The 225-nt window shown below is 36.4% G+C and carries 1 protein-coding gene; it reads left to right on the plus strand.

Annotated features, from left to right (window positions below):
- Window positions 1-225 (plus strand): MucBP domain-containing protein (locus TP70_RS11120; protein WP_044360445.1); only part of this gene is annotated, 225 nt, incomplete at both ends.

Here is a 225-nt window from a genome sequence, read left to right on the forward strand (position 1 = left end):
ACGTTCCAGCAGGAACAGTAACAGTTCATTATGTGAATGAGACTGGAGAAGTTATTAAAGATCCAACAATGGATACGGAGAAATCACCAGTTGGTAAAACATACAATACAAACGAAAACGGAACTGAAATTCCGAAAGAAATCACTGGTAAAGATGGTCAAGAGTATGTGCTTGTAAAAGTTCAAGATGGTGACGAAGAAACTGGTAAAGTAGTTAAAGGTAATA

Origin of the sequence: Staphylococcus microti (genome assembly GCF_000934465.1) — a bacterium.
Lineage (GTDB): Bacteria > Bacillota > Bacilli > Staphylococcales > Staphylococcaceae > Staphylococcus > Staphylococcus microti.